Raw genomic sequence first — 25,421 nt, 5'->3', positions numbered from 1 at the left:
CATACCTAGGAAAAAATAAATGAAAATCGAAAGAATTTTTACTTTTTTAAGCCTAACTTTCGTTTTGCAAGGCTGTAGTTTATTCAATAATAGCCCATGTCATGACGAACAAGTCCTTGATTCAGTTAAAAAGCGATATGCCAATCAGATCAATATCAATCCACTTTCAAAAATTGACCAATTGCGAGCACGCTTAACACAAAATTCGGCACCTGTTCAGGAAGATTCCCAATCTATAGTGGGTATCGAGCTAAAACAGGTTAAACAACTAGATATTGAAAAATTAAAAGCTGAAAATACTCAAAAATCACAAGCAATTCTCGATATTATTCATGATCGTTTCGAAGGTGCACAATACATTTGCAAAGCAACAATCAAACAAGAGATTAATACATCAAAATTAACTGAAATTGCTCAGCAACTGAGCCCTGAAAATTCAAAATTAATTCAAAAGAATAAACTGAATATTCCTATTATTTATGCGATCTATACCCAAGATGGCAATAAACTGTATGAAGTGCAATATAGTCCTGAAAATTCATTACATTTAATGCTTGCGATTATGTTAAAAAAGTAAATTAACAGCCGAAAACTTATAGAATCATGAATGTGATGAAACTAAAAATTGATTAAATATTAAGTTAATATCTTAATAATTTTATAAAACTTCTATAATTGACACAATGCTTCGTGACACATAACATCAAAGCACATTTAGACACACGTTATTGGTTTTATTTTGAATTTATACACCCCTTTAAGAAACAGCCGTGCATTAAAAAATACCGCAATATTCTCCCTTGTACTGATTATGACAGGCTGTTCTTCTTTAGGTGGTGGCTCTATACAAAAACGTGCTGGAAAACTCTCAACTGGTATTCAAAAAGCATATTCTGTTTCACCTGATGTTGCCAATCGTGTGTCACCAATGATTGTGCAAAGTGCTGAACAATTTGATGTTGATCCATTATTGATCGCTGCAACCATTCGTCAAGAATCAAGCTATCGCAGTTATGCAGTATCACCATCTGGCGCTGTCGGACTCACACAAGTTATGCCACGTTATTGGCAGCAATCATGCCCTGGTGATTTGTACAATGAATATAACAATATTCGTTGCGGCACGATGATTTTGTCCAAATATAATCAATCTGCGGGTAGTTGGAAGAAAGCTTTGGCTTATTATAATGTTGGGCCAAGCAATTATGAATCGAGTTGGAAAATGCGCCGCCAAGGCAAAAAATATGCAAAACAAGTAAAGAAACATCAAAAACAATTGAAGTCTGCTTTATAAAACCTGCTTTATATAAAAGTAACTTATATTGACTCTAAAACACATGCCTCTTAAATGGATTCATTTAAAAACTGATTCTTTATTTAGAGGCATCTGAAATAATCAACAATATAAATGAAGGCATTGAAACAAGATTAAACACTATTTTCGACAATAAAATGGCTCATTACATTATGCTTTAACGATAAAACAAAGATCCTTTGATAATTACACAACAATTCTGAGTTTAAGTATTTGAAATACTAAAAATTTAACAAGGTGCTCTATGAACATAAAACAGCTAAGCATAGTGTTATTACTTTCACTTCAAAATACAGCGCTTTATGCTGATATTGATATGACTGAAATAGAATCAATTGCAGATTTCACCGATCAAGTTATGCAAACAGAGAATTTATCGGCAATAGAAGCACAAATTAAAATACAGATTTACCAAGCACAGCAAAATGTTGAAAAGTTATTAAAATCGAATAATATGAGCTATAACGATTCAGTTTATCTGCACAATTATGCCATTATCACCTCTCAATATGCTGAATATTTACTTGAACAACATTGTACAGCGCTATCTACTCCCTATCAGAAAAAAACTGAAGACGCATATCTCGCATTACAAAAACGTGATCCAAACGATAAAATCGCACTCAATAATTTAGGATTATTTTATGCAAAAATGTCGGTTTATTACCGCAAGAATACCGATCCAACGCCACGTTTACAGAATTTGATTAAAGCTGAACAATTATTTTCATTATTAATAAAAATTGACCCAGAAGATAAAGAACATCAAATAAATTACGAGGCAGTACTGAGTGACAAGCTCATGCTGTTGCAAAAGCACCATTTTGATTTTAATGAACAAAAACACTTAATGAATCTGCTCAAAAAGCCGCTATTTCTATATTTATCTCATTCACAACAGCAGTTAGATAATGTTGATATCGGTAATTTTCTGATTCTTGTACAACAGTATTACAAAATTTTGAACACAGAAAACCCACAAACTGCTGAAAAATGGTTGATCGACAATCAATCTGAAATAGAAGCAATCGTACAGAAAAAATCTAAACTTTCGCATCGTGAGAATGAATTTCTAGCGGAGTTCTATGCCCTACTTGGACAATCTGAACAGGCTTTATATTATTTAAAACAACTTGAGATTACAGATGAAAATACAACAGAACCTGATTCTATTGAAAAAGAACCTAATCTAGCAAATTTAAAATTAAATGCTGAATATCAGCGTTGGTTAAAAACAATACAAACAGGATTATGAAGAATACCGAAAAGCGATTCCTAAATTATGTAAAATTACTCAGCTTGAAACCATTCAACACACAGAGAAAATAAAAACTATCAATTAGCGGATTAAACCTTGGGGCTGTAAAATAATTAAAGCAGCGCCAATCAAAACGACGATACCGCCCATAATATCCCAACGTGTTAAACTTATTTGATCCACGAATCTTAACCACATTAATGCTGTAAAAATATAAATCCCACCATAAGCTGCATAAATACGTCCAGAAGCCGCAGGATGTAAAGTTAATAACCATACAAATACTGCTAAACTGAGTGCCGTTGGAATCCACAACCAATAACTTTTATTTTGATTCAGAATTAAATAAGGAAAATAACAACCTAAAATCTCTGCAATCGCAGTGAGTAAAAATAATAAAAAAGTGCTTATAATTTTAGTCAGTTGAATATCCATAAAATATAATCGACACCTTGATTCATTCTACTTTTTGTAGAATATTTAAAATTGCTAATTTGACTGTGACATGATCATCTATAAAGAAAAACCCGTGTAAACACGGGTCATCTTCAATCAAGAGAATAACACTAGATCAAAACCTTAAGCTGGTTCTGCGGTTTGGTCTTCAAACACTTCCAATGTCAGCCCTACAGCCTTGCCATTTTCTTTCTTCACAGACACCGCGACATTTCCACCATGATCTGCCAACTCACCGAATAGGATCATTTCAGCAAGCGGTTTCTTCAAGTGTTCTTGAATCAAACGTTGCATTGGACGTGCACCCATTAAACGATCATAGCCATTTTCCGCCATCCAATCACGTGCACTTTGATCTACTTCTAGGACAACTTTCTTCTCATCAAGCTGAGCTTGTAATTCGGTCAAGAATTTATCTACAACAGACTCAATCACAGTGGTTTGCAATGCTTTAAACTGAATCACACCATCTAAACGGTTACGGAACTCAGGTGCAAAAGCACGTTTCATCGCTTCTTGATTGTCATTGCTATTGTCCTGTTCAGTAAAACCGATACTGGTACGTGAAATGCTTTCAGCACCAATATTGGTGGTTAATACAATAATCACATTTCGGAAGTCTGACTTACGACCATTATTATCCGTCAAAGCACCATGATCCATGACTTGTAATAACAAGTTAAAGACATCTGGATGCGCTTTTTCAATTTCATCGAGCAATAAAACACAATGTGGATTTTTATGAATCGCATCTGTTAACAAACCACCTTGGTCATATCCAACATAACCTGGAGGCGCACCAATCAAACGTGAAACCGCATGACGTTCCATATATTCAGACATATCAAAGCGAACCAACTCAACACCGAGCAATTTCGCAAGCTGTTTGGTCACTTCAGTTTTACCCACACCTGTTGGCCCAGCAAAAACAAAGCTTCCCACAGGTTTATCTGGTGATTTCAAGCCCGCGCGTGACAACTTGATTGCAGATGCCAATGCAGTAATCGCTTCGTCTTGACCGAACACCACACGTTTAAGATCACGTTCAAGATACTCAAGCACAGACTTATCGTCTTTAGAAACAGTTTTCGGTGGAATACGTGCAATCTTAGACACAATATCTTCGATATTTTCAACCGTGATCAGCGTATCATCTTGCTCTGCTTTTAAGCGACGTTGTGCACCTGCTTCATCAATCACATCAATAGCTTTATCTGGTAAAAAGCGATCATTGATGAATTTAGCAGACAATTCTACTGCCGAAATCAAAGCCATATCATCATATTTAACATGATGGAATTCTTCGAATTTCACTTTTAAACCACGTAAAATATCAATGGTTTCTGAAATCGATGGTTCATTCACATCAATCTTTTGGAAACGGCGCGACAATGCATGATCTTTTTCAAAAACTTGGCGATATTCTTGGAATGTCGTAGAACCAATGCAACGTAGTGTCCCATTTGCCAAAGCAGGTTTAATTAAGTTTGATGCATCCATCGTACTGCCCATACTTGAGCCAGCACCAATAATCATATGAATTTCATCAATAAATAAAATCGCTTCTGGTTTCTTTTTTAGGGCATTTAAAAGTTGTTTTAAACGCTTTTCAAAATCACCACGATATTTTGTACCCGCAACCAATGCACCAATATCAAGGCTGAACACTTCAGCATTTTCGAGTGGCTTAGGTGCTTTACCATTCACAATCAACCAAGCTAAACCTTCTGCAATGGAGGTTTTTCCTACACCCGGATCACCGACCAACAGCGGATTATTCTTACGACGACGACATAAAATTTGCGCAGCACGTTCAATTTCTTTTTCACGGCCAATCAATGGGTCTGTTTTGCCCTTTTGTGCCTCAACATTTAGGTTTAACGTGTAAAGCTCTAATGGGCCTGCATTTGCCGAAGAACTTGATTCACCGTCTAAATCATCAGACTCTTCTTCAACTTGTATTTCTTCTTTGCGCGCACCATGTGACAAATATTGTGTCAAAGTCAAACGATTGATTTGATGGCGTTTAAGCAAATAAACTGCAAATGAGTCTCGCTCAGAGTACATCGCAACTAATACGTCTGCACCCTCAACAGTACGATCTCCACCGCTCGATTGAACATGGAAAATTGCACGTTGTAAAATACGGTCAAAACTTTCAGTTGGATGCGGCGCTTGATCACTGTTTTCACCTAATTTAGGTGTATGTTGTTCAACGTACTCTTCCAACTCTTTACGTAAAGTTATAATTTCAGCACCGCATGCTTTCAAAGCATTCACTGCAGAATCATTATCAAGTAAAGCCAACAATAAATGTTCAACTGTAAGAAACTCATGTCTCTTTTGACGAGCCATGCTAACAGCCAAACGTAGTGAAACCTCTAATTGACGACTGAGCATGAAACCCCCTTATTCTTTTGGCTCAATCTGACAAAGTAACGGATGACCTTGCGACCGAGCATAGTTATTTACTTGGTTAGCTTTTGTTTCTGCAATGTCTCGCGGATAAACGCCAGCTTCACCTTTACCTTCATAATGTACTGTTAACATTACTTGAGTGGCTTGGTCAAGATTCAAAGCAAAGTATTGTTGTAAAATTTCAATAACAAAGTCCATTGGCGTATAGTCATCGTTCATTAAAACGACAGCATACATCGGTGGACGCTTAACTTCTGGTGGCGCTGTCTGCACAGCAACATCGCCTTGTCCATGATCTGGATCGTCAGTATTGCTCATACGTGTGTTCAAATGCCAATCGACATGACCTGACGCTTGGAATGAGGATTTCACTTCATTTAAGCTGATTTGACGCTTCATACTTCGCATAATATTTAGATACATAAATTATTGAGAATTTGCTTCAGCTTGTGGAACTTCAGCAGCAAATGCAGCTGTATTTTCAACAGCTTGCCCACGTGACCACGCAAAACGCTTAATGACTGGTGTAGCGCCATTTAGTCGAATTTCAATGAATTGTGGATTAAATCCTTTCGGCATCGTCCATCGACCAGTTAGACGCTCATAATCTGCAAAATTATAGTTTGCATCTTCCATAGGTACAGTCAGCACTTCTGTGCCGCTGATCAAACGAATTTCAACAGTACCTGTCGCACGGCGATTACTCGGACTTACTTGGATTAAATCTACTTGATATTCATAGGCATTTTCAGGGAGTGATTTTACTGCTAAATTTTGAACAGTCAGACTCAAACCACCACGTTGCTTTAAAACATCACGATAAATTGCACTGGTGATGTCACCTTGCACTTTGTCTGCATTGGCCTTATTTAGTGCTTCCAACAGATCATTCGAGTTTGAGACAGCAACATCACGCTCTTGTACCGCAGCATTCAAACTTTTATTTAAATTACCTAAGCTTGCTTTTTGCTGTTTAACAACTTCGACCAATTGTTCAGCATCTGCATCATAACCAACTGCCGTCAACCCTTGGCGATGTCCAACCGTATAACCTAAAAGTGTACTGCCTAAACAAAGTACAGCACCACCAACGATCAATGGCATATTCTCTTGTATAAAAGATTTTTTTGGCGTTTGAGTAGGTTGTGACGCGGTATTGGTTTCTGTGTTCTGCATCGTCATCTCTGATTATTGATAAAATCAAAACACACATTTAACCGCAAAGTTAAATGTGTGTGAAGTTATAAAGCGTTTCTTATGGTAATAATCCGATGCCTTGTAAGCCAGCATCTTCAGCAAAACCAAACATTAAGTTCATATTTTGTACAGCCTGACCTGCCGCACCCTTAACCAAATTATCTTGAACCGACAAAACGATCAACTTATTTGGCTGTGGTTTATACAAAGCGATACGCAACTGATTCGAACCACGTACAGAACGCGTTTCAGGTGAGCTATTTGCTGGCATCACATCAACAAAGGTTTCGTTGGCATAGAACTGTTCATAGATACTTTGTAAATCTGCTGCCGCGCCTGCTTCTGTTAAATCGATGTAAATTGTACTTAACATCCCTCGAATCATCGGCACCAAATGCGGTACAAAAACAATATGATCAAACACACCTTTTTGACCTGAAATATTCTCTAAAGCTTCAACGATTTCAGGATGATGACGATGTCCTGACACGCCATAAGCTTTGAAATTGTCAGCATTTTCTGAATAGATCATACCCAAACTGGCTTTGCGGCCTGCACCTGAAACACCTGATTTTGCATCAATAATAATAGTTTCAGGTTTAACCAATGTTTCAGTATATTTGAATAATGGTGCTAAACCTAATTGCACCGTTGTCGGATAACAACCTGGATTACCCACCACATTTGCATTTTTAATTTTGTCACGATTTAACTCAGACAAACCGTAAGTTGATTGTTTTAAAATTTCAGGGCAAGCATGTTGCATGCCATACCATTTTTCAAACTGTTCTAAATCTTGTAAACGAAAGTCTGCTGCCAAATCAATCACTTTGGTGTTTGCAGCCAAAAGTTCTTCCGCATGTTGCATCGCAACACCATGCGGTGTAGCAAAAAATACAACATCACATTTTTTTAATTCGTCAATGTTTAAATCTGAATATTTAAGTTCTGTATGGCCACGTAAACTGGGGAACATATCGTCCACACGGCGGCCATCTTCAGTACGTGAAGTCAGTACATTCACTTGAGCATTGGGATGTCGTAGTAAAAGACGCAACAATTCAACGCCTGTATAACCTGTGCCACCGACAATTCCAACTGAAATCACGTTCTTTACCTCAATTCAAAAGTATCCATTTCGTAGTGTCGTAGTATGACAGGAAGTTTGATTTTTCCAAACTGTTTTGCTTGGGTTTTATCATATTTTCTACATCAACAAAATTCAGTTTAAGGATTTATCAACAATGATTTTTGTTGATTAAAAACAATGCAGTTCCTACCTGCCCGTTTAGCGGCATATAATAATTTATCTGCATGATCTATACCTTGTGTCAAATTTGGTTGTTGCAACTGTGTTAATCCAAAACTTGCAGTGAGTGATATTTTTTGCGATGAAAATTGCCCATTCTCAATTGCTATGCGTATTCTTTCTACAACATTATAAGCCAAGTCGATCTGATCAATGTGCAATAAAATAATGAATTCTTCACCACCAAAACGCCCAACTAAATCATTTTCACGTACATTTTTATTAATAATATGCGCTATCTGTTGTAAAACTTGGTCTCCGACCAAATGCCCGTATGTATCGTTAATTTTCTTAAAATGATCTACATCGCACATCACCAAAAACCACTTTCGTTGCGGTTTATATGAAAAGTTTAATTTAGCAGCATCATAAAACCCGCGCCGATTCAATAGATGTGTTAAATGATCTCTTGAACGCTCATCATTTAATTTAGCCACAATATCCCGAACCAAAGTCCCCAATAAAACAATCGCAAACCATAAACTCGATAAAATACTGGCTGCCAACATCATTAACCACCAAACAGAAGTGACTAACATGTGTATTTCAATATCTTTTAAAAATATAAAAATAATGAGTCCACGGACAAAAGCATATAACACGATTAGTAAGTAGGAGTAATCAACAATTTTGTTTAATAAATCGGTTTGCTTATAATTTTTGAAAATAGAAAAAAGAACCAATGATTCAACAATTGCAATTGTCAAATTCAAAATCAACATTCTCATCCAAAGCTGATCATTGACCAACGAATAATAAGCTAATAACAATACCGCTGAGAAAATGAGTATAAAAGCGATGACAGAATGTGCATTTGCATTTTTTCTTAAAGCCATTGCATAAGCACTCGCCCATGCGCCAAATAAATACATTATTCCTAAATAGGGTGCACATGTAGTCAACATGTGATTTGACATAAAACTTTGTGCACCTAGCGCAAAGGACGGTACCACATAGCCAAGCCCCAACCAAAATAAATAGGAAGGTGCTTTAAAAAAGAAATAGCAGATGAAGAATAAACTACCCATTAATATCAGGCAGATAGGTACAATTAATAAGAAATAGTGAGTATCTGCAAAATCCACGTCTAATATCTTTTGGCTAAATGGGAGAATGTTTAGGGCCTGTTAACATTTCATAAATGACTTGCCTTCTAAACCAAAATTGAGCAGCCCCAATTTAAGCCGTGAAGTTTAAAGCATTTTTCCAATTTAGCCTCAGTTTATGCTTAAAAAAAAACCTATTTTTTTGTGATTAAATTAAAACTTTATTCACAAAACCACCAATTAAGGCAGTGATTCCAGTTTTTAAAATTTTTCAATGTTTATATTATTTTGATCATGCCGCATAAAATCATAGCGCATTCGCCAAATAACTGAATCATCAAAAAAAAGATTAGTGATTGAACCTTAGAATTTGATTTTTAAATTTCGATTCTGCAACTTATCGCTCCAAAAACTCCAAAAAAGATAAAACCATCTTGTTTTTGGAGATAATCCATGCATAATAATTTAGAGTAATTACTCTAAAAACTAAAACAGGAATAACGAAAATGATTGGATCTAGAGAATGGATGAACCTAAGTAACGGAAAATTGAGCTTTAAAGAAAAAGCTCAATTGATTAAAAGCGTACTATTACCAGCAACACTGGGTTTTAGCAAAACCTTTTTAGACCGAAATTCTAATCCTATATCCATAAAACTTGATGATTTCAAAATTCCAGATACAGCCATTGTTAAAGAAGCGATAACAGAATTAGAGCGAACTGATTCTAAAGCGATTATTAATCATTCGTGGAGAACTTACATTTGGGGTGTCGCAATTGCGCAAAAAAATAATTGGCAATTTGATGATGAAAGCTTTGTTATTGCAAGCCTCATGCATGATTTAGGTCTGGTTGAGCATTTAGAACAATATTCATGTCAATGCTTTACTTTTGAAAGCGCTTTACGTGTAGAAAGTTTATGCTCAAAACATCATTATGCTGAAGAGAGAATGAATAACATTTCAAATGCAATTTGTTTACATCAAAATGGTCATTTGGATGTAAATGATTCACAATTTACCAAAGAAGCGCTCTTGCTCAATCAGGCAACATCTTGCGATGTCATTGGAACCGATTTATCACTATTTTCATTAAACTTTAAAAATGAAGTTCTAACACGCTACCCTCGTGAACAATTCAAAACTGAAATGCCTAAACTCATAGCCATTGAAGTAAAAAGGAATCCTCAATCGCGTACTGCATTGATGAGTAAGTTAGGACTTCCTATGATGATTCGAATGAGTGCTTTTAAGGAATGATCAAATGACTCGTAATACGTTCACTCAAAGAACGATTCATTTTAATCAACAACCGATCCTTGTTGATATCCACTCAAACCCTGAAAATAAACAAAGTATTATTCTGCTTGCTGCACTCGGTGTAGCAATCAATAAATACGAAAAATTAATTGCATCACTCATACAACATAACTTTAATATTGTAGTCGCTGATTATCCAAATTGTGGGCGTAATCTTCCACTGGTTTCGGCAGATATTGATTATAACTATGCTGACTTACTCAATGATTTTATTCCTCAACTTGAACAAATTGCATTTGATTTAAATACAGAAACTCCTATTTTATTCGGTCATAGTTTAGGTGGTCATTTAGCAACACTTTATGCTCAAAACCATAAAAATAAAGTAATTGGTGTTGCGACTGGAAACATTGGCCTAAAAAATTGGGATTTAAAAGGCAAGATCAATATTTTAAAAGCAGTCACTGTGATCAATGCGATGATTTTAAAAGATGGCTATTTTGCAGGTTATAAAATTGCATTTGGTAATCGTGAAACTAAATCATTGATGCGAGATTGGTCAAAAGTCGTCTTTACGGGAAATTATCAACATATCATTGGACATGAACAGATCGTTGATAATACTGCCCTATTTGTCTATTTAAAAGGTGATGATTTCGCACCAATGAGTTCAATGCTTGGTTTAAGCCGTTATTTTAATCATCCGAAAATAGAAACCGTAGATTTATCGCAACAGCTCAAAGGAAACCAACATGCTGTATGGATTAAACAACCTGAGGAAATTGTGAGAGTAATTAAGGATTGGGTAATGAATTCAGCTAATTAAACACATTTGCTTAGGCTATTTTTTAACATTAAAAAATACTCTATTCATTTTAATATTCCACATGTTGCAAAATATTTACAATCTTTCCAAATGGATCTTTGACATAGAAACGCCTAACGCCCCAGTCTTCGTTGGTTAACAGATAAAGAATATCTAAATCCAATTTTTTGGCTTTTTCATATAATTCATCCACATTGTCTACCTCGATCGAAAAATCGGGGACATCTGTTGTATTTCCTCCTTCCGAAGCGATACTGATTTGTGGATGCATAATTTCCTGACTTGCAAATGTTTTGATCCAACCATGATCCATCACCAAGTCCATCGCTAAAAAATCACCATAAAAAGCTTGGGCTTTGGCTAAATCTACAGATTTAATATTGCTGATGATTCTTTTTATAGTCATAAACCTTCCTCATTTTTATTTTCATTAAAATTCAGTTGTAATACTCAATTAAACCCACCACCATGGCATTGCACCACTTTTTAAAATCTTCCGATGATTTTTAAAATTCAAATCATGCTTTTCAACTTCTGCCCAAAATGCAGCACTATGATCAAAATGTTGAGTATGTGCTAATTCATGCACACATACATAACGTGCAATTTCAAGAGCATGTAAAACCAAAGCACTATTCAACATAATATCATGTCGTGAAGTACAGCTTCCCCAACGTGTTTTTGGTTGACGAACTGAACATTCACCAAACTTTAACCCAGTTTCATGGCTGACTTGCTTTAAATAAATCGGTAAATGGTGTTTTGCATAGGCGATTACAAATGCTTTTAAGTATTGTTCAGGCTGACGATCACTAATAAAAAGCTGGTGATTATCTTTATCATAAATATAAGAATTTTTTTGAGTTTGATAAATAATGGTTAATGATTGTTTTAAATTAAATAATCGTAACTCTGTCGGCAAAGTTCGTTCAACTTGAACGATTTTTTCTTGCTGCTTTTGCCATGTTTCGATCATCCATTGTTCAGACTGACTCAGAAAATCTTGTATTTGTCTTTTTGTACAAAACTTTGGCACAGTTAAACGAATCTGCGTAGGTTCTACACGTAAGCGCAAACGTGTTGCCCGTGCATGATGTGTGATTTGAATTTCAGGAAGATTTGAGATCATTTATTCTATAATTACACATAGAATCCCCCCTTGCGTCATTTCATTCCTCATCTTTTATAAATGAAGAGGCTCCATTGTAAATCAATTAACGGAGTGAAAGCCCCTCTTTTTAAAGAGGGGTTTGGGGAGATTAAAAAAAGTTAAACCGCTGTACGCTCTTCAATACCATTATTGGTCGCAACGATCGCAATATCTGCTTTTTGAATTGCGAAAATACCGTTACAAACGACACCAGGAATATCATTTAAAGTTTTTTCAAGTTCTAAAGCATTTAAAATATTCAAATTAAAAACATCTAGAATCACATTACCATTGTCGGTGATCACACCTTCACGGTAAGCAGGATCACCACCCAAAGAAACAATTTTACGTGCAACAGCAGAACGTGCCATTGGAATCACTTCAATCGGTACTGGGAAATCACGGCCTAACTGATCAACCCATTTTGAATCATCAACGATACAAACGAATTTTTTAGCAATCGATGCAACAATTTTTTCACGTGTTAGCGCCGCACCACCACCTTTGATCATATGCATATGACGATCAATTTCATCTGCACCATCAACATAGGCATCTAAACCACCCACATGGTTCATATCAACCACTTCAATGCCTAATTTTTTAAGACGTTGTGCCGTTGCTTCAGAACTTGCAACCGCAGCTTCAAGTTGTAACTCTGGTAAAAGATCGATTAAGAAGTTAACAGTACTTCCCGTACCCACCCCCAAAATGCCCCCTTTTGGTAAGTGTTTTAAAGCGGCTTTGGCTGCTGCTTGTTTTTTCTCATCTTGGGTTGCATAAAGGCTCATGACTTCTCTCAATTAAATTTCAATTTCCTGCACATTTTGCATAATTTTAAAACGCAAATGTACAGCGGTTTGTTACAATGATCGCTCATTTTAAACTGTTAGATGGAAAATTAACATGCTGTCTCGTTTGGTTCGACAAATATTACAGGCAACCGTCTATGACGTTGCAATCGAAACCCCACTCGAAGCAGCGCCACGAATTAGTGAAAAACTAAACAATAACATTCGCTTCAAACGCGAAGACTTACAACCTGTCTTTTCTTTCAAACTGCGTGGTGCGTATAACCGCATCAGTCAATTACCGAAATCTCAGTTGGAACGTGGCGTTATTACTGCTTCTGCGGGTAACCATGCTCAGGGCGTGGCATTATCAGGTCAAAAGTTAGGAATTCGTGCCATTATTGTCATGCCAAAAACCACACCTGACATTAAAGTCCAAGCTGTAAAACGCTTAGGCGGTGAAGTGGTACTGCATGGTGATTCTTTCGATGTGGCCAATAAATACGCCATCCAACGGGCTAAAGATGAAGGGATGAGCTTTATTCCACCTTATGATGATGAATTGGTCATGGCTGGACAAGGGACTATTGCCAATGAAATTTTACGTCAATGGCGTGATGTCGACTATGTTTTCGTCGCTGTAGGTGGCGGCGGTTTAATTGCAGGTGTTGCTGCTTATTTAGGTGATGTTGCACCACATGTCAAAGTTATTCCTGTTGAATATGATGAATCTGCATGCTTAAAAGCGGCTTTTGAAGCCAATGAACGCGTGATTTTACCAACGGTTGGTTTATTTGCAGATGGTACAGCGGTTGCGCAAATTGGTGAAAAACCATTTGAAGTGATCCAATTACAAAAATCGGATAACTCAGGGCCAATCGTTGAACGTGAGGTTATTTTAGTCAATACCGATGAAATCTGCGCTGCAATTAAAGACACTTATGATGAATGCCGTAGCATCGTAGAACCGTCAGGGGCGATGGCTTTGGCAGGGATCAAAAAATATGTTGCTGAACACCAACTTTCGGGCAAAAACATGGTGTCGATTGTTTGTGGTGCAAACATGAATTTCGATCGTTTACGTTATATTGCTGAACGTACAGAATTAGGTGAACGCAAAGAAGCTATTTTTGCAGTCACGATTCCTGAAGAAAAAGGTTCTTTCCTGAACTTCTGTCGTGCTCTACAAGGCCGTAATATTACTGAGTTTAACTACCGTGCCAGTGATGCATCAGCAGCACAAGTTTTTGTTGGAATCAGTTTAAAAGCGGGTGAAAAAGAGCGCCATGATATCTATGAAGCATTAAAGCTACATTATGATGTTGATGATTTATCTGATGATGAAGTCGCAAAATTACATATTCGCTATCTCGTTGGTGGCCATGCCGATATTGAAAATGAACGTCTTTTCCGTGTCGAATTCCCTGAGCGCCCGGGTGCCTTATTAACCTTCTTAGAGCGTCTTGGCCCAACACATAACATTACCCTATTCCATTACCGTAATCATGGGGCGGCTGAGGGTCGTGTATTGGTTGGTCTTGAAGCGACTGATGCGAAACAAAACCCTGATGGTTTAATCGAAACATTGGAAAGCATTACTTATCCATATGCAGAAATTACCAATAACTTAGGTTATCAGCGTTTCTTGAAATAAAATTGTCTTTCAATGTACATCAAGCTCTTGTCAAATAGAGCTTGATGTATATAAGTATTCTGAATTTAACAATCAATCATCATCTGACAAAAAACTACTCAAATTAAATGGCTTAAATCGTTCATAATATTCGATGGATGGATGCGATCCAATAAATTGCTTACGAAATAACTTAATAAATTGTTCTATTTTTTTAGGTTGATCTGGCACAACCATCCAAATTTGCTCAGATGCATAAATCAACAACATTCGATAACCCTGCTTTCTCACCTCGTTGTAAATTTCCTCCAGAACAATATCGTAAACATGGCTACGTAAAGCATAAAAATTACCAATTAAATCTTTATATTTTTCAAAATGTTCAAACAATGGCGTTGTTCTGAACTCAATCCTGTTTTGGATAGTATCAACATCCACACTTAAATCCTGAAATAATGCACAAGCCTCAATGCCATTATCAAAATGTTGATCACGATCAATACTTAAGAAATAACCACGATATTTGCATTCTTGAAGCTCATCCTCAGTCGTAGGCTCTGTTATATTTTTAGGTGATAGCCAATAATAGAAAGTATCAAAATCCCTTCTAAATTTTTTCTTTGGAATTTTCAGCGACTCCAACTCTGGGAACCATGCTTGTAAGCATTGATATATCTTTTTATCATCCATTGTTTATTCAATTTTTAAAAGAGAACAAAACTATACTTTAAAAAGCGTTAATGGTTCAAACCTCAAATCGATCTTGAACAATCAAACAAAGCATAATGTTCTATGCTGATATCTTCATCATGGAATTGCTTATTGAAATGTTTACAGAATTTTTCAATTTTGTGTTCTTGATTAGGCACAGCTAACCAATAATAATCATCTGCATAAATTAAAAGTAACTCAAAATCATGCATCTTTAATATTGTTAAAATTTCTTCAAAAACAATATCAAAGACTTGATCTTGCACATTGTAATAACGTCCAATAACCGCTTTATGTTTTTCAAAATGCTCTAAAATGGGTTTAGCACGTAGCCGAATCGTACTCTGCACATGCTGAGCATCTAGGCGATGGTCCTGAAAAATAGCACTGCGTTCAATTTCATTTTCTTGAAATGCATGACGATCTATTTTCATAAGAAAAGTACGTAAATGATTTGCTACTTTTTCTGCAACCAACCAGCCTAAAAACTCCTCAAAATCTTTACGCTTTTTCTTTTTGGGTATTTTTCTTTCCAACAGTTCAGGAAACCAATGCTGGAGTATTTTGAAAATCTTTTTATCATCCATTTTTTATACTCTAACTCAAGCTAAGTTTTAGAGTGAAAATCCATCTCTTTAAATGAATTATATTTATGGTTTTTTAAATATTTATGACAAGAAAAATGAGTATTTTTACATTTAGCCTATTTTATTGTCCTTTTACAGATTGGCTGCTGTATCGTTTAAATATAAAATGCAATGAATTAAATATGATGTCTATGCGGATTTCGCATGATGATAAGGATTTTTTAGATTATGGCATTATTTGCTGTTATCGGTTTAGGGAGTTTTGGAGAAGCAATTGCTTTAGAACTCACCAATTTAAATCACGATGTGATTGGAATAGATACCCTTAAAAAAAATGTTGAAAATATCGCAGATAAAATCAGCCATGCGGTGATTGCCGATGGAACAGATGAACACGTTTTAGATGAACTGAATGTAAAAAACTGTGATGCTGTTGTGGTTGCGATTGGTGAAGATATTGAAGCCAGTATTTTATGCGTTTTACATTTAAAAAATTTAGGGATTGATAAAATCTACGCCAAAGCAAAATCTAAAGCGCACCACATGATTTTGTCACATTTGGGAATTACCAAAATCATTCATCCTGAAGAAGACATGGGGATTCGAGTTGCGCAATCTCTTAGTTATCCGATGGTTCGACGTTATATGGCACTGAATAATGATCGCTATATCGTAAAAATTGAAATCGCTGCAAATTTGCAAGGCGCTCAATTTCATACCGTTATGGAAAATTCTCCAGAGCTTAAAACCCTGATGTTACAACGTGGCTCTCATGTACTTTATGAAGTTGCACCAGGAACAATTTTACAAGAAAAGGATATTTTAATTCTTGAAGGTCCTGTAGAAATGTTAAGACAATTTTCAATACGATTCTTATAGTTGTGATCTATGCGTTTATCTAGAAATGAATTGATCGATAAAAAACATAATCGTATTAATCTCAGTCCACCGAGCTTACTTGCTTTAGGTTTTTTAAGTTTCATCATTATCGGCACATTGTTACTGAAGCTTCCGTTCGCCCATCACGGCGAATTAACGTGGATAAATGCACTCTTCACTGCAACTTCTGCGGTCACAATCACAGGGCTTTCTGTGGTGAATATCGGTGATTCTTTTACCACTTTTGGCCAAGTCATCGTGATGTTACTGATCCAGTGTGGCGGCCTAGGTTTTATGACCTTCGCCATTCTCGCTGCGCTCAGTCTTTCTTCCAAAGTTGGGCTTAAACAGCAAATCATGGCGCAAGAAACCATTGGGCAAACCAGTCTTGCAAAAGCAACTTTTACCGTAAAAGGTGTTTTTCTCTATTCATTATTTTTTGAAGCGATTGGCACTGCAATTTTAACCATGGCTTGGTCACATCACTATGACCTTGATAATGCTTTTTTCTATGCACTGTTTTACAGTGTCTCGGCGTTCAACAATGGTGGATTTTCATTATTCCCCAATAGTTTGATGAGTTTCTCTGACCAATACATGGTCACATTCACCATCAGTATGCTCTATATTATTGGTGGAATTGGTTTCGTTGTCCTGATGGACATTAAACGTGCCAAACGTTGGAAAAAGCTTTCAACCAACAGCAAATTAATTCTTTCAACCATTGCTGGATTAAACCTATTCGCTTTTATTGTGATCTGGTTAATAGAAGCATCCAATCCTTTAACACTTGCACCGATGTCAGTAGGCGATCAAGCATTAAATGCTTGGTTCCATGCAACTGTACCCCGCTCTTCGGGCTTTAACAGTTTAGAAGTCGGCAATATGACCAATGCTTCGACACTGATTACCATGGTCTTGATGTTTATTGGTGGTGGTTCTTTGAGTACTGCGGGCGGGATTAAAGTCGGTACATTTATTATTATGATTTTAAGTGTGATCACCTTCTTAAAACGTTCCGATGAGATTAGAGTTTTTGGTCGCTCTGTTTCACATCAAGCAACTTTTAAAGCATTGGCGGTGATTGCCATCACTTCATTGTTGATTTTAATTGGTTTTTTCACGCTGTTGATATTAGAACCCAATAAAAAGTTCTTAGATTTATTATTTGAAGCCGTTTCTGCCGCCTGCACTGTGGGTTTATCTCGTGGTGTCACTGAAGATTTGCAACCTGGTAGCTTAGTCGCCTTAATGTTTTTAATGTTTGCTGGTCGTTTAGGGCCTTTGACTTTGGCCTATTTAATCGCAACCCCAAATAAGAGCCGTGTCAGTCACCCTACCACCGAAATCCAAATCGGTTAAATAGATACTTTGAGGTTTGGGCTTTTTATAGCTTAACGGAAAATACTGAGCCAATATGATCAAGTTTGGTCTAGTTGGTTTTAAGATAATCAAATTCTTAGATCTAAAACAATAAACCCTCACTTGATGATGAAGTGAGGGCTTATCTTGAAAGAATAGATACTCAAATTAAAACTATTGAAATATCAATACCAATTCATCAGAGACACACCTAAGCCGACATAGGTCGCGCGGTGATTATAATCAATCAAACTTTCGCCATAACCATCAAAAATTTGTAGATTGCCTCGGAGTTTTCCTTTTATCGGGAATGCCCAATCAAACTGGACTGCACCATGTGAGTCATCACCACCTTTTAAAGAATGACGTAACATCAATGAAAAATCATGCTCTTTCCAACGATAGAACGCAGTCATATCACCACGCCCCATATAATTTTTAATATCTGGATTATTATCGTCGTTAAAGTCTTCTTCCATACGATACCAAGGACGTAGCATCAAAGCGAAGTTGTCTTTCTCAAAACCAAGATTCAACATGACACGATTCCAGCTTCTTGAAAGCGGATCAGAACGTCCATTGGATTGGTGATTTAAAGTAACCCCTAAAAGTCGACCGTTGAGTCCCAACAGATTGTAGTTGGTACGGAACATTAAACTCGCTTCAGGTTCATAATTAGTTTCACGAAATGGACGTGATTCTTCTGAGTTATAAACTTGCCAACGAGATGACTGCGTATAGCCTAACCATAAATCACCATTCTTACCAAAAACATTTTCAACAGCTTTGGTTTTTAATGAAATTTGGAATTTCGCTTCCATTGATTTTAGATTTTGATCTTCTTCAACGTCATTCTGAGGATTTGGGCTGTTTGGGAATGAATTCTTTTCCGTCGTCCAAAACGCAGGTAGTAAATAAACTGGTTGGTGTGCGCGAATATTCCACGTCCCTAATTTACTGTCTTGCGAAAGTTCCCAACGTTTATCCAATAAAGAAGTATTCGGATCAATTTTATCACCATGAATGGCAAATATATTTTCAGCCTTATCTTCAATCTTTTCTTTTAAGGTTACAGGTTCAGCTTTTTCAACTGCAATCTCTTGAGCTGCACGCTGTTCTGAAACAATGACTGGAGCAGGTTCGCTTGGTGTTTTAAAAATTTTATCATAACACGCTAAACGGTCTGCATTAGACTCTAACGCCACACAGGCTTGTGTACTTGCAGGGTTAACCAATGCTGTATCATCGGCATGAGCAACCTCCATTAAACTAAAACTGAGCATCATTAAGATGCTCAGGTTCAATGGTGTACGTTCAAAATCTTTGAACGACATATAACTCTCCAGTTTATTTAATTCACTTTTTTAATTTCAAAGCCTAAGTTTTCCAAAGCTTCTTTCTTCGCAACAGGTGCAACTACGGCTCTTACTGGCTTTTGTTCAACCAAATAAGTTTGTGTCACACGCTTAAGGTCATCCATAGTAACGTTTAATAAACGTTCACGTAATTGCTTTCTAAACGCAGGTGTCCGTCCATGAAGCAATGCATAACATGCTGTAATTGCCTCACCCGCAGGCGAACCCGGTTTATCCATACTAGAAACCAGACCTAAAATTGCTTCTTCAAGCTGATAAGCGTGTTGCTCTTTGTTCAATAACCAATCCAAGCTTGCTTCAAAATCTTGGAATGTTTCAGCAAGACGTGGGTCACGGTAGCTATAGAAACGGAATGAGCATGCATTGCCGTCATAACTTGCACCACCGCCATACGCACCGCCTTTTTCACGAATCGCACTGTGTAAGAAACCGTTACGTAAATAACCCGCAAGTACCATCAGTGGTGCTGCATCAGGATGTGCGACATCAACTGCTTGATACGCTGAAGCACAGAACTGAACATTGGCTTGAATGAGCCAAGCTTGATCTAAGTTTTGAGCATTGCTTTCGTCAAATTCAACCTCAGTTAGATAGACAGGTGATTTGTCGACGGCAAGCTTATCCCAAACTGTTTGAACTTCTTCAACTAAACGATCTGAATGATGTTCTTCACACACCAATAAAAATTGTTTTGGCGCAAGCATCAAACCACGATGAATGGCTTTCAACTCGTCTATTAAATTGTTATAAGCAACATCATCTTTTTCGATTTTTTCAACCAAGTCACCCAACCAGTTCAGCGCACCCAGCCCCGTACTGTCATAATCACGTTTTGCCAATGCACTCATATTACGTGAAGCGATTTGCATCGCATAACTATGCCCTGAGCCAGATAAGCGAGATGCCCAACGTGTTTTACGTTGTTGTAAAAGTTCGATAATTCGGTCTTTCTCATCAAAACGTAATTGTTCAAAAGCTAACTTTAACAACTGAATCGCATCAAACTTATCTGCCAAAGATTTCGTCGTAAGGGTTAACCATGCACTGATTTGACCTTTATCATCAGTTTTAGAACGTAAAGACGCACCCATTCCCAAACCACCGCTCACTGCAGTTTGTAATTGTTGTAATTCTAAATAATCATACTGCCCTGCACCTACTTCACCCATGAGAATAGATAACAGATTGAAATATGGTGATTTTACAATTTGATCAGGAATTTGAATTAAAACTTGTTGGTAATAAATACCGTTGGTTCCTGCATGATACAGATTCAATGGTGTATCTAGGCCATTTGAAATAATCTCACGCAATTGACCTTGTACAATCGCGAGTTCCGCAGGAATGTCTTCTAAACCTACTTTCGGCAATAAAGACAAATCATCTGGTGTTTCTTGGCGAACTTTCAAAGCTTCCGTTTGTGCAACAATTTCAGCCTTATCTGCTTCTGTTAATGCTGCACCAATTTTTGCCAAACGTGCTTTTTCTTCTTCAGCTTCTTTTGCAGACTTGGTTGCATCTGGCACTAAAGTCATTTGCACACGGTGTGGATTGTCCAATAAATGGGTTTGAATTAAATTCGACAACCACATTGGATCTTTTAGCTCTTCCTTCACACTGGCAATAGCGCTATCGACATCCCACGTATGAATTGGGTCATTGTGATGGATTGCACTTCCCAAACCATTCAAAATCAGCGTTAAACCATAAGGCGTACCATCACCACCAATTTCACGTTGATGCAGTTCAATTTGATGCAAAATTGCATCAACCATGTCTTGATCTACAGGTTTAGAAGCTACATCTTGTAGAATATTTAAGACACCATTTTTAAACTCTGCTGCATGTTCAGGATTTGAACCTTGCACGCCACAGTAGAACGTCATTTCATAGTTAGAATCATCTACACCCATGATTGGGCCTGTAGATTGTGCATAACCACAGGTTTCTAAGTAATGGCGTAATGGTGAAGCTGAGTTTTCTAAAAGAATACCTTCAACCAAACGCATGCCTAAACGTAATTTCACATCGCTGGTTTGTGGTAATAACCATGAAAGGATGTGATAGGTTTTATCTTTTAAATCTTCTGCATCAACCGCATACGTTTCTTGTACTTCAATCGGTGCTGTTAAACGCTGTTCAGCTTTAGAATAAAGTGTTTCACCTTTTCCAAACTTAGACAGTGCTAACTTTTCAAACTGTTCTTGTAAGTTATAGGCAGACTCATCACCAAAAGTCATAAATATGGCATTACTTGGATGGTAATGTGACTTATAGAAAGTCACTAACTCATCATAAGTTAAATCTGGAATATCTTTAGGATCACCACCCGAATTGTAGTGATACGTCGTTTTAGGGAATAAGTGATGAGCCAATTGGTGATAAAGCTGATCTGAAGGAGAGCTCATCGCTCCTTTCATTTCATTAAATACCACACCTTTATAAACAGGTTCACCATTTTCCAACTCAATACGAATACCTTCTTGTGCAAAATCCAAAGGATTCAAATTGGCTGCAAAAGCGGCATCCATATACACTTCAAGTAGGTTTTGGAAGTCTTTTTTGTTCTGCGTCGCAAATGGATATGCTGTCCAATCTGCTGCTGTGAACGCATTCATAAACGTGTTTAATGAACGACGAATCATCAAAAAGAATGGGTCACGAACAGGGAATTTTTCAGAACCACACAATGCAGTATGTTCTAAAATATGCGCTTCACCTTTGGAATCCATAGGCTGCGTGCGGAATGCAACAAGGAAAACATTTTCATCGTGATCTGTTGCTAAGTGATAGTGCATCGCACCTGTGACTTTGTGTTTATATTCTGAAACTAAAATGTCTAAAGCTTCAACATGGTGTTGACGTACCAACTGAAACGCAGGATGAACAGTTTGGGCTAAGGTTTCAGTCACATCTACAGTCATGCGATCTCCTAAATTAAATATTTATCTATGCATTTAAGTATAACGCAAAGTTAAATAAATGCGATTCATTCTTATCACTAATTCTTATTCATTTAGTCAGGTTTATTCGCGACATCAACAAATTGATTAAGAAGCTAAATTTGTCAGATTTAAAAAAAGTGATGCCCAAAATATTGAGCATCACCATTCAAAGAACACGCGAATCAGGCATAATCTTTTTGAAGAATCATACTAGGTACTTCTAAATCCTAGGTTTAAGTTTTTCTTACTACGATTATCGATATAAATGCACACTAAAATCGCAATGAATAACACAGCTGAAGCGGCAAAACGGCTGAGAGCTAAACCTCCGTGATCTAAAGGCTTATCTAGAAAATCTCCCACCACAGCACCAAGCGGACGAGTAAGTACAAAAGCCGTCCAAAACAGTAAAGTTCTAGGCACTTTGCTGAAAAAATATAGTGCAATAACAATACCGAGCAATATCACGTACAGCATGATGCCACCCGTATAGCCTAAACCCGCTGTATCAGATGACCAATCGCCTAAAGCTGTACCCAATGTCTGAGAAAATGTAATGGTTAACCAATAGAAAATTTCTGCGCGAGGTTGATGAATATGTGGTGAAATTGTACCTTCAACTTTGTACCAGCTATATAAAGATAAAAGTACTAAACTGAGTAATAAGGTACTTCCACCTAAGTAGCCTATGCCTAAAGAGCGATCGACAAAATCCGCTAATGTTGTTCCGACTGTAGTACTGGCAATAATCGTAAACCAATACAAATAAGAATGATAAGTTTTGGCACGGATTTGAAAAAACACAAAGAGGATAAATACAAAAGCAAAAATAAATGTACTCAGTAAATAGCCTAGATTTAAAGACATCGAAACTGCATCACCTGCCGTTTCACCAAAAGTTGTAGCGAAGATTTTGGTGATCCAAAATAGCAGTGTAACTTGGGGAACTTTAGAGACTAATTCAGACAGCTCAACTTGCTTCATGATCAGTTCAACCATGGTTTAGATGCTAAAATCTTGCGTTTTTAGTCTTAAAGCAAAATTAAAATTGTGATTAAGCCCTCATTTCACCATCAAAGCAGTTTTACTTGATTTAATTCTGTTATTCATTTCAGATAAAAAATTGTTTTCCCATAGTAATGATTTACATGCAATTAGCTCCACTTTGGTGGCATGAATGCCACCGTTGGATAAGGGCGATAAGTATTGCTGATTTATGATTCTCTAGAATATTTGTAAATGTCTGCTCATTATTCATATCGGTATTGTGTATAACCTTACTGCAACGGCAATCCACGCACCCAATTTAAAAACTAAATCAAATATTTGAAATAATTATAATTCGAGTGATTCTCTACAAATACATAGTTTTGCTTTTGATAAAACTGCGCAGCAACTGTTGTACTCGTAAATAAGCACAAAGCTGAGAAATTCGCTTTTGCCCTTTTTTCAAGCTCTTGTAATAACCGTTTAGCTAGTCCCGACCTACGATACTCGGGTAATACATAAAAACGACGTACACGACCAATTTTATATTTTGCTTCAGCCTTATTGGCTTCCTCGTCATCACTCATTTGTATATTCAAACCGCCACAGGCAACAAGTTTTGGCCCATCAAAAGCCACCAGTAAAAACTCACCATGACGATTAAATTGATTTGTGCCTTGCTGAAACTCATCAACAAGTTTTTGAATGAAATGGAAACCTTCTTTTTCCGAAGCGATCACCAAATCCTGAATCTGCGAAGGTAATTGATCTACCTGTTGAATTAAAATATCCACACAACCTCCAATGCATTTATATGACAAATGTAATTGAAATTTATTCAACAAACTACTGCTAAGCTGAGCATTGGTGTAAACTTTGTGTTTTTAATGTTAGATGTGATGAAAAACATGGCTACAGTTGACCTTTTTGCAATTGGAAATGCACTCATTGACCAAGAATTTAAAGTATCTGATACGTTCATAACCGAACAAAATTTGCAAAAAGGCACCATGCAATTGACCGATGGTGAAACTCAGGCTCAACTCTACAATAATTTAAAAGCAAGCCAAATTTATAAAGGTCAAGCTTCAGGTGGTTCTGCTGCCAATACAACTGTTGCGTTCAGCGCACTCGGTGCTTCAGCTTTTTATGCATGCCGTGTAGGGAACGATGATTTAGGTGCAATTTACCTCAATGGTCTAACTGAAGCAGGTATTCAAACCTCAACAAAATCAATCAGTGAAGGCGTAACAGGTACGTGTATGGTTTTGGTGAGTGAAGACTCTGAACGTACCATGCATACCTATTTGGGCATTACCGCTGAACTTTCAGATGTTCAAATGGATTTTGAGCCATTAAAAACCGCACAATGGCTTTATATTGAAGGTTATTTATCGACCAGTGATTCTGCACGCGCCGCAGTAAAACAGGCACGTCAAATTGCTCGTGAAAATAATGTAAAAATCGCACTGACTTTATCTGACCCTGCAATGGTTCAATACGCACGTACTGGCTTAGATGAATTGATTGATGACGGCGTAGACTTACTTTTCTGTAATGAACAAGAAGCTATGATGTATACAGAAACAACCTCTGTAGACGCTGCTCTGGCTAAATTGAAATTACTGAGCAATGAAGTTGTCATTACATTAAGTGCAAAAGGTGCAATCGTTGCAAACCAAGAACAGTATTTTCATGTACAAGGACGCAAAGTGGTCGCAGTCGATGCAAATGGTGCGGGTGATGCTTTTTCAGGTGCATTCTTATATGCCTTAAATCAAGGTGAAAATTTACAAACTGCGGCTCAACTTGCTATTCTTATTTCAAGTGAAGTGGTTTCTAAATTCGGCCCTCGTTTAGACATTGCAGAATATGCCAATTTACTTGAAACATTTAAAAAGGAATGTGCATAAATG

At 36.9% G+C, this 25,421-nt stretch carries 24 protein-coding genes; 9 read left to right on the top strand and 15 right to left on the bottom strand.

Annotation, left to right across the window (positions count from 1 at the left end; all coding sequences use genetic code 11):
• Window positions 1-19: 19 nt before the first annotated feature.
• From ACY45D_RS08620 to ACY45D_RS08610, 3 genes are all read left to right on the top strand, one after another.
• Complete coding sequence (locus ACY45D_RS08620; RefSeq protein WP_463109312.1) at window positions 20-577, top strand: hypothetical protein; 558 nt, start codon at window positions 20-22, stop codon at window positions 575-577.
• A 234-nt stretch (window positions 578-811) separates the two neighbouring features.
• A complete protein-coding gene (locus ACY45D_RS08615; RefSeq protein WP_463109464.1) occupies window positions 812-1,294 on the top strand; it encodes a lytic transglycosylase domain-containing protein in 483 nt (160 codons plus the stop codon).
• 265 nt (window positions 1,295-1,559) lie between these two features.
• On the top strand, window positions 1,560-2,570 hold the full coding sequence (locus ACY45D_RS08610) for a hypothetical protein (RefSeq protein ID WP_463109311.1): 1,011 nt from the start codon (window positions 1,560-1,562) through the stop codon (window positions 2,568-2,570).
• 84 nt (window positions 2,571-2,654) lie between these two features.
• On the opposite strand, the gene ACY45D_RS08605 is transcribed toward ACY45D_RS08610, so the two are convergent.
• The 6 genes from ACY45D_RS08605 to ACY45D_RS08580 all read right to left on the bottom strand — a co-directional run bounded on the left by ACY45D_RS08605 (window position 2,655) and on the right by ACY45D_RS08580 (window position 8,981).
• Window positions 2,655-3,008: a YnfA family protein gene (locus tag ACY45D_RS08605; RefSeq protein ID WP_463109310.1), complete on the bottom strand. Its 354-nt coding sequence runs from the start codon at window positions 3,006-3,008 to the stop codon at window positions 2,655-2,657.
• Window positions 3,009-3,152: 144 nt separating this feature from the next.
• Window positions 3,153-5,429: an ATP-dependent Clp protease ATP-binding subunit ClpA gene (gene clpA, locus ACY45D_RS08600; protein ID WP_463109309.1), complete on the bottom strand. Its 2,277-nt coding sequence runs from the start codon at window positions 5,427-5,429 to the stop codon at window positions 3,153-3,155.
• Window positions 5,430-5,438: 9 nt separating this feature from the next.
• Window positions 5,439-5,855, bottom strand: a complete 417-nt coding sequence (gene clpS, locus ACY45D_RS08595) for an ATP-dependent Clp protease adapter ClpS (RefSeq protein ID WP_463109308.1) — start codon at window positions 5,853-5,855, stop codon at window positions 5,439-5,441.
• Window positions 5,856-5,873: 18 nt separating this feature from the next.
• Complete coding sequence (locus tag ACY45D_RS08590; protein ID WP_463109307.1) at window positions 5,874-6,623, bottom strand: DUF6776 family protein; 750 nt, start codon at window positions 6,621-6,623, stop codon at window positions 5,874-5,876.
• A gap of 79 nt (window positions 6,624-6,702) precedes the next feature.
• A complete protein-coding gene (gene argC, locus ACY45D_RS08585) occupies window positions 6,703-7,752 on the bottom strand; it encodes an N-acetyl-gamma-glutamyl-phosphate reductase (protein WP_463109306.1) in 1,050 nt (349 codons plus the stop codon).
• A gap of 119 nt (window positions 7,753-7,871) precedes the next feature.
• Window positions 7,872-8,981, bottom strand: coding sequence for a GGDEF domain-containing protein (locus ACY45D_RS08580; protein WP_463109463.1), 1,110 nt, complete (start codon window positions 8,979-8,981; stop codon window positions 7,872-7,874).
• A 524-nt stretch (window positions 8,982-9,505) separates the two neighbouring features.
• Here ACY45D_RS08580 and ACY45D_RS08575 point away from each other — a divergent pair.
• Together ACY45D_RS08575 and ACY45D_RS08570 are read left to right on the top strand one after the other, a co-directional pair.
• Window positions 9,506-10,258 carry an HD domain-containing protein gene (locus tag ACY45D_RS08575; protein WP_463109305.1) on the top strand — a complete coding sequence of 251 codons (753 nt, stop codon included), beginning with the start codon at window positions 9,506-9,508 and terminating at the stop codon, window positions 10,256-10,258.
• A 4-nt stretch (window positions 10,259-10,262) separates the two neighbouring features.
• Window positions 10,263-11,084 carry an alpha/beta fold hydrolase gene (locus ACY45D_RS08570; RefSeq protein ID WP_463109304.1) on the top strand — a complete coding sequence of 274 codons (822 nt, stop codon included), beginning with the start codon at window positions 10,263-10,265 and terminating at the stop codon, window positions 11,082-11,084.
• Window positions 11,085-11,133: 49 nt separating this feature from the next.
• Here ACY45D_RS08570 and ACY45D_RS08565 read toward each other — a convergent pair whose 3' ends face one another.
• From ACY45D_RS08565 to rpiA, 3 genes are all read right to left on the bottom strand, one after another.
• Window positions 11,134-11,490, bottom strand: coding sequence for a VOC family protein (locus ACY45D_RS08565; protein WP_463109303.1), 357 nt, complete (start codon window positions 11,488-11,490; stop codon window positions 11,134-11,136).
• 48 nt (window positions 11,491-11,538) lie between these two features.
• On the bottom strand, window positions 11,539-12,213 hold the full coding sequence (locus ACY45D_RS08560; RefSeq protein WP_463109302.1) for a YgjP family zinc-dependent metalloprotease: 675 nt from the start codon (window positions 12,211-12,213) through the stop codon (window positions 11,539-11,541).
• 140 nt (window positions 12,214-12,353) lie between these two features.
• Window positions 12,354-13,025, bottom strand: coding sequence for a ribose-5-phosphate isomerase RpiA (gene rpiA / locus ACY45D_RS08555; protein ID WP_463109301.1), 672 nt, complete (start codon window positions 13,023-13,025; stop codon window positions 12,354-12,356).
• 115 nt (window positions 13,026-13,140) lie between these two features.
• Here rpiA and ilvA point away from each other — a divergent pair, with 115 nt between their 5' ends.
• A complete protein-coding gene (ilvA, locus tag ACY45D_RS08550) occupies window positions 13,141-14,679 on the top strand; it encodes a threonine ammonia-lyase, biosynthetic (RefSeq protein WP_463109300.1) in 1,539 nt (512 codons plus the stop codon).
• 72 nt (window positions 14,680-14,751) lie between these two features.
• Here ilvA and ACY45D_RS08545 read toward each other — a convergent pair whose 3' ends face one another.
• On the bottom strand, window positions 14,752-15,348 hold the full coding sequence (locus ACY45D_RS08545; RefSeq protein ID WP_463109299.1) for a hypothetical protein: 597 nt from the start codon (window positions 15,346-15,348) through the stop codon (window positions 14,752-14,754).
• Between the two features lie 62 nt (window positions 15,349-15,410).
• Window positions 15,411-15,956: a hypothetical protein gene (locus ACY45D_RS08540; RefSeq protein ID WP_463109298.1), complete on the bottom strand. Its 546-nt coding sequence runs from the start codon at window positions 15,954-15,956 to the stop codon at window positions 15,411-15,413.
• 228 nt (window positions 15,957-16,184) lie between these two features.
• On the opposite strand from ACY45D_RS08540, the gene ACY45D_RS08535 reads away from it, so the two are divergent.
• Both ACY45D_RS08535 and ACY45D_RS08530 read left to right on the top strand, forming a co-directional pair.
• Window positions 16,185-16,835: a potassium channel family protein gene (locus tag ACY45D_RS08535; protein ID WP_463109297.1), complete on the top strand. Its 651-nt coding sequence runs from the start codon at window positions 16,185-16,187 to the stop codon at window positions 16,833-16,835.
• 9 nt (window positions 16,836-16,844) lie between these two features.
• Window positions 16,845-18,197: a TrkH family potassium uptake protein gene (locus tag ACY45D_RS08530; RefSeq protein WP_463109296.1), complete on the top strand. Its 1,353-nt coding sequence runs from the start codon at window positions 16,845-16,847 to the stop codon at window positions 18,195-18,197.
• Between the two features lie 185 nt (window positions 18,198-18,382).
• On the opposite strand, the gene ACY45D_RS08525 is transcribed toward ACY45D_RS08530, so the two are convergent.
• The 4 genes from ACY45D_RS08525 to ACY45D_RS08510 all read right to left on the bottom strand — a co-directional run bounded on the left by ACY45D_RS08525 (window position 18,383) and on the right by ACY45D_RS08510 (window position 24,299).
• Complete coding sequence (locus ACY45D_RS08525; RefSeq protein WP_463109295.1) at window positions 18,383-19,531, bottom strand: phospholipase A; 1,149 nt, start codon at window positions 19,529-19,531, stop codon at window positions 18,383-18,385.
• A gap of 17 nt (window positions 19,532-19,548) precedes the next feature.
• A complete protein-coding gene (locus ACY45D_RS08520; RefSeq protein ID WP_463109294.1) occupies window positions 19,549-22,497 on the bottom strand; it encodes an insulinase family protein in 2,949 nt (982 codons plus the stop codon).
• Window positions 22,498-22,728: 231 nt separating this feature from the next.
• Window positions 22,729-23,517, bottom strand: a complete 789-nt coding sequence (locus ACY45D_RS08515; RefSeq protein WP_463109293.1) for a COG4705 family protein — start codon at window positions 23,515-23,517, stop codon at window positions 22,729-22,731.
• A 314-nt stretch (window positions 23,518-23,831) separates the two neighbouring features.
• Window positions 23,832-24,299 carry a GNAT family N-acetyltransferase gene (locus ACY45D_RS08510; RefSeq protein ID WP_463109292.1) on the bottom strand — a complete coding sequence of 156 codons (468 nt, stop codon included), beginning with the start codon at window positions 24,297-24,299 and terminating at the stop codon, window positions 23,832-23,834.
• 114 nt (window positions 24,300-24,413) lie between these two features.
• Between ACY45D_RS08510 and ACY45D_RS08505 the strand changes: the two genes are divergently transcribed.
• Window positions 24,414-25,418, top strand: coding sequence for an adenosine kinase (locus tag ACY45D_RS08505; RefSeq protein WP_463109291.1), 1,005 nt, complete (start codon window positions 24,414-24,416; stop codon window positions 25,416-25,418).
• The last annotated feature ends 3 nt before the right edge of the window (window positions 25,419-25,421 follow it).

The sequence above is a fragment of the Acinetobacter sp. BZX-2 genome (assembly GCF_055179795.1).
The sequence above is the reverse complement of the archived record's forward strand: the minus strand, read 5'-3'. Positions and strand labels throughout refer to the sequence as shown.